Raw genomic sequence first — 6,864 nt, forward strand, 5'->3', positions numbered from 1 at the left:
CGTTCAGGCCCGGCTCACGCGCGGGATGAGAGGATGCGACCGTCGGCTCTCCGTCGACGATCCTGAAGACTGGCCCCGGTCCGCGCTGGACCGGGGCCTTTTTCGTGCGTCGCCTATTGAGCCGGGGCGGCGCCCGCCTTGTCGGAGACGACCTCCAGGCGCCAGGCGGCGGCGGGGGTCAGGTACTGACGGGCCAGCCGCTGCAGGTCGGCGGCCGTGACAGCCTCCAGCACCGCGATCTGGTTGCGCGTCTGGTCCAGCGAGGCGGGCTCGGACTGGGCTTCGGACAGCTGCTGCAGCCAGTAGGCGTTGTCGGCCATGCTGCGGCGGATGCGCTCGACCGCGGGCAGGCGGGCGCGGTTCAGCTCGTCCTCGCTGACGGGCGTGTCGCGCAGGTCGGCCGCGATGGCGTCCACCGTCTCGAACAGCTTGGGCAGGGCCTCGGGCGGCGTCTGGGCCGTGACCGAGACATAGCCATAGCCGGGATAGATGTCCGAGCTGTTCGAGCCGGCGTTGGGCGAATAGGCCAGGCCAGGCCCTGCTTTTCGCGGATCTCGTCGTTCAGCCGCAGCTGCAGGACGTCGGACAGGATCGACAGCTGGCGCGCGGCGGTGCGGTCGCCGATCTGGTCGGTGGTCGGCCAGGCGACGAAGCCCAGGGCCTGGTCGGCGGGGCCGTCGTGCGTCAGCCGGGCCGGCGCGGCGTCCGGCGCCGGGAAGCGGCGCTGGGCCGAGGCCGGGGCGGGCGTCGGCGCCGGGCCGCGCGCGGGCAGGGCGCCGAAGGTGGAGGCCACCGCGGCGATGGCGGCGTCCACGTCGACATCGCCCACAACGGTGATCTCGATCGGGCCGTGGGCCAGGGCGGCGGGCACGCCGGCGCGCAGCTCGTCGATGCTCATGGCCGCGACCTCCTCGGCGGTCGGGAGGGTCTCGCGACGGTCGCCCGACGCCAGCAGGCCGGAGCCGTCGCGCTGGAACACGCCGGCGGGGGTCGCGCTCAACTGCTGGAGCAGTTGCGGGAAGAAGGCCTTGATCTGCTCGAACGGCGCGGCGCGCAGGCCGGGATCGGTCAGATAGGCCGCCAGGACCTGCATCTGAAGCTGCAGGTCCTCGGGCCGGGTGGCGCCGCTGAAGACATAGGCGTCGCCGCCCAGCTGGGCCGTGGCGCTATAGACGTGGCCGCTGAGCACGCGGGTCATCTCGTCCAGGGTCAGCTTGCCCACGCCGCCGGGCGTCAGGACCGGGTTCGCCAGGGACAGGGCGGTGACCCGGTCCGCGGGCAGGCCCAGTTCGCCGATGCCGGTGCGCGCGCTGACCAGGATCTGGTCGTCGCGGAAGTCGGTCGGCTTGATGTTCAGCAGCACGCCGTTGGGGAAGCGCACCAGGGTGGCGCCCAGGTCGGCGACCTCGGTGCGTTCGGCGGGAACGCCGGCGGCGCCGAAGTCGGTGTAGGGCCATTCCAGGGCGGCCTGTTCGGCGCGCGCGCTGACGGGAACCTGGCGCGAGGCCTCCAAGGCGGCGGTGACGGCGGCCTCGCCGCCCTCGACCGGGACGGGGGACGAGAACAGGACGAGCGGCCCCTGGCCCTCGAACACCGGCGCGACGGCGGCGTTGACCTGGGCGGCGGTCAGATCCTTCACCCCGGCCTCGAACAGGGCCAGACTTTCCTGCGGGGTGGTGAAGACTTCGTCGTCGTTCACGGCGCCCAGCAGGCTGTTGGCCAGGGCGGGCGTGGAGCGCGTGGCCGCGGCGGCCACCTGGTTCTGCAGGGCGGTGCGATAGTCCGTGATCTCGCGCTGGAGTTCGGCGTCGGTGACGCCGTGCTCGGCCAGACGGCGGCCCTCCTGCTCCACGGCTTCCAGGGCGCGCTTCCATTCGCCGGGATTGAAGCTGACGGCGATCGTGCCGGCGTCCAGGCTGTTGAACAGCGACTGATACGAGCCGCCGGCGCCGAGGAAGGGCGGGTTGTCGGCGCGCGCCATCTCGCCCAGCCGGCGGTTCAGCACGGCCAGGCCCAGGCTGCGGCGCAGGTCGACGGTGCGCTGGGCCACCGTATCGGGCGTCAGGTCGGGCGCCTTGATCCAGTTGATCTGGATCGTCGACTGCACGCCCGGCTCCACGATGATGGCGGTCTCGGGTTGGCGCGGGGCGACGGTTCCCAGGTCGGGCTCGGGGCCGTCGGCCGCCTTGGGCGTCCAGTCGCCGAAGGCCTGGCGGATCTTGGCTTCCATCGCATCGACATCGAAGTCGCCGACGGCGATGAAGGTCGCGCGCGAGGGACGGTAGTAGGCGTCATAGAAGGCGACGAACCGCTCGCGCGGGGCCGTGCGGATGATGTCCAGGTCGCCGATGGGCAGACGTTCGGCCAGGCGCTGGCCCTGCGCCAGCAGACCCAGCTGGGTCTTGAGCACGCGCAGTTGCGGGGTGTTGCGGGTGCGCTCCTCGCCGACGATGACGCCGCGCTCGGCGTCGATCGCGTCCGGCGCCATCAGGGCGTCGCCCATCATCTGACGCAGCACGTGCAGGGAGGGTCGACCGTCTCGTCCCTGGTGTTGGGCAGTTCCAGCACATAGGCGGTCTGGTCGAAGCTGGTGAAGGCGTTGGTGTCCGCGCCGAAGGCCAGGCCGAGACGTTCGAGGATGCGCAGCATCTCGTTCTCGGGGATGTCCTTGGTGCCGTTGAAGGCCATGTGCTCCATGAAGTGGGCCAGGCCCTTCTGTTCGTCGGTCTCCATCAGCGAGCCGGCGTCGATCCGCAGGCGGAACGAGGCCTGACCCGGCGGCGTGGCGTTGCGAAGCAGGGCGTAGCGCATCCCGTTCGGCAGCAGGCCGAATCGCACCGCGGGGTCGGCGGGAATGTCGCTGGCCGCCTGGGGCCAGGGGTCGGAGGGCGCGACCTGCGCCGTCGTCGCGGCGGCGGGCGCGGCCTGGTCGAAGGCGAAGGCGGGCGCCGCGAAGGCTCCCGTGGTCAGGGCCAAGCCCGAGACGGCGACAAGAAGCAGGCGGCGTGCAGAACGCATCAGTTCACTCCCCAGGCCGCAACCCCCGATGGAGCGGCCCTGAGGGAGTAGGCGAGACGACGGACGGCGGCAAGCGCGCCGTGGATCGTCGCGAACGACGGCGCCGATCAGCCGCCGGGTCGCGAGACGTAGAAGGTGGCGCTGTTGCCCGCGGCGTTGGCGCCGACGACGGCGGCGCGGCTTCCGCCCGTCCGGCCCGCGCCGACGTTGACCACGGCCGAGACGTCGCCGGAGTTCACCTGGGTGTTGGCGACGTTCACCTCTCCGCCGCAGGTGGAGCAGACGTAGCCGCTGACGGCGTTGCCGATGGCGTCCGCGCCGACATAGGCGTCATATCCCGTATTGCCCTGGAAGGTCGCGACGGCCTCGACGCCGCCGGTGTTGATCTGGGTGTTGTCCAGCGACAGGTAGATGTCGTCGTTGCCGGCGACGGTCTCATTGGCCACGGCCCGCGCGGAGGCGACGGCGGCGCCGTAGAGGTCGGTCCGCAGGCGCGTCTCGGCCCGGACGCGCCGGCGTTGGACTGGTCGGCCCGGATCACCATCGAACCGCCCTCGTTGCCGGCGTTGGCGTAGTTGCCGCGGGCCTGAGCATCGGCCGAGACGTCCCAGGCGTTGTCGATATAGACGTCGGTCTGCGCGACGGTAGTCGAGGGGCGGTTCTCCTGCCGGATGGACAGATTCTGGTGCGACGAACCCGTCGTGCCGGCCTGGGCGGAGTTGGCGGTCGCGCGGCTGGAGAAGGAGGCCGTCGCCGGGACGTAGCGGATGTCGGCGACCGTTTCGGAAAAGACGGTGGTCTGGGCGGTCTGGTCGATGGCGCCGAGCACCTGGGAGCGGGGGCCGCCGACAGCGACGTTGTTGGCCGTGGCCGAGGTGGACACATAGCCGCCGCCGGTGATGGCGCTGTCGCCGGCCTGGATATCGGTGCTGGCCTGGACGGCCGGGCCGGCGGCGACCTGGGCCGCGTCCACGGTGAAGACGGCGTCGCCCGTATAGGCCTCGAAATTATTGCCCCGCACGTGGGTGTCGACCGCCGCGCCGTTCTCGGCGCCGGACACGGCCACGACCACGTCGCCGCGAACGAGGCCGCGGTTGTCCTGGCGCGAGATCATGGCCCCGGACGCGCCCTCCACGCCGCCGCGCAGGACATTTCCCTGGGTCTCGACCGAGACCTGAAGCTGGCCGACGGCCACGTCGAGATTAACCGACGACAGGACGTCGCCGGTCTGGACCTGGTTGCTGGAACAGGCTGCGCCGGTCAGCGGATCGCAGACCGCCGCCTGCTGGGCGGACGCCTCAGTAGCGGCTGCCGCGAACGTCGCCGTCGCGGCGATCATGCCAGCGAGACGGATCGGCGCGTGTCTGGCCATTGTTCGTGTCCGTGTTGGGATAGGCGGGGTAGTAGCCGCCGGTCGGGCCGACCGTGGAATCGGCCAGGGGATCGTTCGCCGGGTTCAGGCAGATCTCGGGGCCTGGCGCGCCATAGAGATTGGCCATGAACTCCACCGTCGCGCGTTCCACCAGGGCGCGCACGGCCAGTTGAACGGGTTCGAACCCGCCCGTGCCGGCCGAGATGTCGAAGACGTTGCCGTTGAGGAAGTCGAACACGCCGGCCGAGATCTCGCGGCCGATGATCTGCTTCTGGTAGGAGACGACGTCGACCACCTCTAACGTGGTGGTCTGGACCAACCGCAGATCCATGGCGATGTTCATGACGAAGACGCGGTGGGTGACGATGCCCGAACCGGGGGTGTCGCTGTCCACCTCGCCGCCGGCGACGTCGAAGCCGCCCGAGCGGATGTTGTAGTTCACCTCGGTCACGCCGCCGACGACGTAGAAGTCCGAGCCCGGCACCTGGCCGGCCAGGATGCGGCGGTACTGGGTGTCCTCCGGCGCGTCCGGGGCCTGGTCGCCGATCAGCTTGTTGTTGGCGTAGCGCAGCTCCAGCTCGGACACCGAGGTGTCGTAGCGTTCGACGATCCGCGCGCCGGCCTTGGCCAGGGCCGAGGTCGCCATCAGGGAGGCGCCGCCGGTGATCTGGCGGCCGCCGTCCGAGGAGACGGTGCCGGTGTAGTCGCTGATCCGCCCCACCGCCATGCGCGGCGAGGGCAGATTGTAGCGCCGGGCGTAGTCCGCCAGGCAGTACAGGGCCGTGGAGTAGGGCGTCGGGTTCGACGTCACCGGCGCATTGCCGATCGGCGTGGCGTAAAGGCCCGACGGTCCCGCCGTGGGGCTGACGCAGCCGGCCAGGGCCAGGGCGGCGACCGACGCGACGGCCGCCGCGCGCGCGCGGAGACGGGAAGAGGTGTGTGTGCGGCTCATGGCAGGTCGAGGGTTCCGTTCAGGGCCGTGCCGGCGGTGACGTCGCCGTTGTTGGTCTGGTTCGAATTGACGATCACGGTGTTCCAGCTGCCCTGGACCACGACGTTGAGCTGGTTGCCGATGGCGGTCGAGCCGCCGATGGTCGTGCCCGCGCGCGATCCGTAGCCGGCCCCGCTGTAGGCGCTGGCCACGCCGCCGGTCTGGCGCGAATAGGAGGAGGCGCCGGACTGGATGATGCCGTCCACGATCAGGCGGTTGCCGTTGGAATCGCGGGTGGAGCCGGTCGTGCCGCTGGTCGTGCTGGACCGCGCCGAGCCATAGCCCTGCTGGAACTGCGAGGCCCCCCCGGAACCGGCCGTCTGGGCCCCGGCCAGGGCGGGGGCCAGCAGTCCCGCGACGAGGGCGCTCGCGGCGATCAGCGTCTTTGCGGACATGGCTTCTGGACGCTCCTGGCGCACGAATAGGGATGCGGCCGTGTCGTCGGCCCGCGCCTAATGTCGGTTAAGGTTATTAAGAAGCGCTTGAGATTGCGGCGGTCGCTGCGCATTTGGGGGCATGACCGATCCGCAAGGCCGATCGATGCGCCGCCGCCGGCCCGGGAGCGGATGTTCAACGCCCCGCTGACGGTGGTGCTGATCGCCCTGTCCATGCCGGTGCTGTTCTTCTTCCAGCAGCGCCTGCCTGACGGCGGGGCCGGCATGGCCTTCGCGCCCGCCGACCTGGCCGAGGGACGATGGGGGACCCTGTTCACCGTCATGCTGCTGCACGGCGGATGGGCGCACGCGATCATGAACGCCATCGCGGCCCTGGCCTTCGGGGCGCCGGTCGCGCGGCTGTTCGGGGACCGGATCGGGCCAACGGTGTTCCTGCTTTTCTATGTGGCGTGCGGCGCCCTGGCGGCCCTGGGCTATGGGCTGGTCCACTGGGGTTCGACCCAGCCGATGGTCGGAGCATCCGGCGCGGTGTTCGGCCTGATCGGGGCGGCGACGCGGCTGATGGGCGGGCAGGGCAGGGTGCTGCCGTTGACCGACCGCCGCGTGCTCAGCGCCTCCCCGGCGTGGATGGCGGTGAACGTCGTGGTCGGGCTGATCGGCTATGCGCCCGGGGTTCAGGGCGCCAGGATCGCCTGGGAGGCCCATGCCGTCGGCTTCGTGGTCGGGATCCTGGCGATCGGCCCCTGGCGCGCCTGTTCGGCAAGGGACCCGAATCGCCGGGCGCCGCGCAGGTTTGATTCCCCGATCGGACTGAGCGATCATCGGTCGCGAGCGGCCCTGTCGCCATCCCGGCCCCGCGGTCGTCTCTTCCACAGAGAGAAGGAGCCGCGATGTTCGTCGCCGAAATCCTCAAGACCAAGGGAAACGCCGTCTTCTCCATTGCGCCGGATCTGAGCGTGGCGCGCGCCTGCGCCGAGTTGGAGGAAAGGCGGGTCGGGGCGCTGGTCGTCTGCGACGGCGAGCGCGTGGCCGGCGTCTTTTCCGAACGCGACGTGGTTCGCGCCCTGGCGCGCGACGGCGCCCAGGCG

6 protein-coding genes and 2 pseudogenes (1 of these 8 only partly in view) are annotated in these 6,864 nt (G+C 71.0%); 2 read left to right on the forward strand and 6 right to left on the reverse strand.

Features of this window, described 5'->3' with window-relative positions:
• Positions 1 to 113: 113 nt before the first annotated feature.
• The 6 genes and pseudogenes from MU852_RS18005 to hfaA all read right to left on the reverse strand — a co-directional run bounded on the left by MU852_RS18005 (position 114) and on the right by hfaA (position 5,776).
• Positions 114 to 644: an insulinase family protein gene (locus tag MU852_RS18005; RefSeq protein WP_347342403.1), complete on the reverse strand. Its 531-nt coding sequence runs from the start codon at positions 642 to 644 to the stop codon at positions 114 to 116.
• Positions 590 to 2,506: pseudogene (locus tag MU852_RS15190) on the reverse strand (M16 family metallopeptidase); the annotation flags it as partial. The gene MU852_RS18005 and the pseudogene MU852_RS15190, both read right to left, overlap by 55 nt.
• Positions 2,503 to 3,018 (reverse strand): M16 family metallopeptidase, encoded by a 516-nt coding sequence (locus MU852_RS15195; RefSeq protein WP_249750257.1) that lies wholly within the window; start codon positions 3,016 to 3,018, stop codon positions 2,503 to 2,505. The gene MU852_RS15195 and the pseudogene MU852_RS15190, both read right to left, overlap by 4 nt.
• A gap of 107 nt (positions 3,019 to 3,125) precedes the next feature.
• A pseudogene (gene hfaD / locus MU852_RS18315) lies at positions 3,126 to 4,390 on the reverse strand (holdfast anchor protein HfaD).
• Positions 4,317 to 5,342, reverse strand: a complete 1,026-nt coding sequence (gene hfaB / locus MU852_RS15210; RefSeq protein WP_249750258.1) for a holdfast anchoring protein HfaB — start codon at positions 5,340 to 5,342, stop codon at positions 4,317 to 4,319. Before hfaB ends, hfaD begins: the two are co-directional and overlap by 74 nt.
• Positions 5,339 to 5,776: a holdfast anchoring protein HfaA gene (hfaA, locus tag MU852_RS15215; RefSeq protein WP_249750259.1), complete on the reverse strand. Its 438-nt coding sequence runs from the start codon at positions 5,774 to 5,776 to the stop codon at positions 5,339 to 5,341. The genes hfaB and hfaA overlap by 4 nt, the downstream gene beginning before the upstream one ends.
• Before the next feature lie 171 nt (positions 5,777 to 5,947).
• Between hfaA and MU852_RS15220 the strand changes: the two genes are divergently transcribed.
• On the forward strand, positions 5,948 to 6,730 hold the full coding sequence (locus MU852_RS15220; RefSeq protein ID WP_249750260.1) for a rhomboid family intramembrane serine protease: 783 nt from the start codon (positions 5,948 to 5,950) through the stop codon (positions 6,728 to 6,730).
• On the forward strand, positions 6,667 to 6,864 hold the 5' portion of the coding sequence (locus tag MU852_RS15225; protein ID WP_249750261.1) for a CBS domain-containing protein. Its footprint extends 231 nt past the window's final position; 198 of the gene's 429 nt are visible here — the first part of the coding sequence; its start codon is at positions 6,667 to 6,669; the stop codon falls past the right edge of the window. The genes MU852_RS15220 and MU852_RS15225 overlap by 64 nt, the downstream gene beginning before the upstream one ends.

Source organism: Brevundimonas albigilva (assembly GCF_023503965.1).
Classification (GTDB): domain Bacteria; phylum Pseudomonadota; class Alphaproteobacteria; order Caulobacterales; family Caulobacteraceae; genus Brevundimonas; species Brevundimonas albigilva.

Bases quoted from the DNA above. Each gene is read 5' to 3' on its own strand.
- MU852_RS15195 (WP_249750257.1), bottom strand. From the start codon at position 3,018: ATGCGTTCTGCACGCCGCCTGCTTCTTGTCGCCGTCTCGGGCTTGGCC.
- hfaB (WP_249750258.1), bottom strand. From the start codon at position 5,342: ATGAGCCGCACACACACCTCTTCCCGTCTCCGCGCGCGCGCGGCGGCC.
- hfaA (WP_249750259.1), bottom strand. From the start codon at position 5,776: ATGTCCGCAAAGACGCTGATCGCCGCGAGCGCCCTCGTCGCGGGACTG.
- MU852_RS15220 (WP_249750260.1), top strand. From the start codon at position 5,948: ATGTTCAACGCCCCGCTGACGGTGGTGCTGATCGCCCTGTCCATGCCG.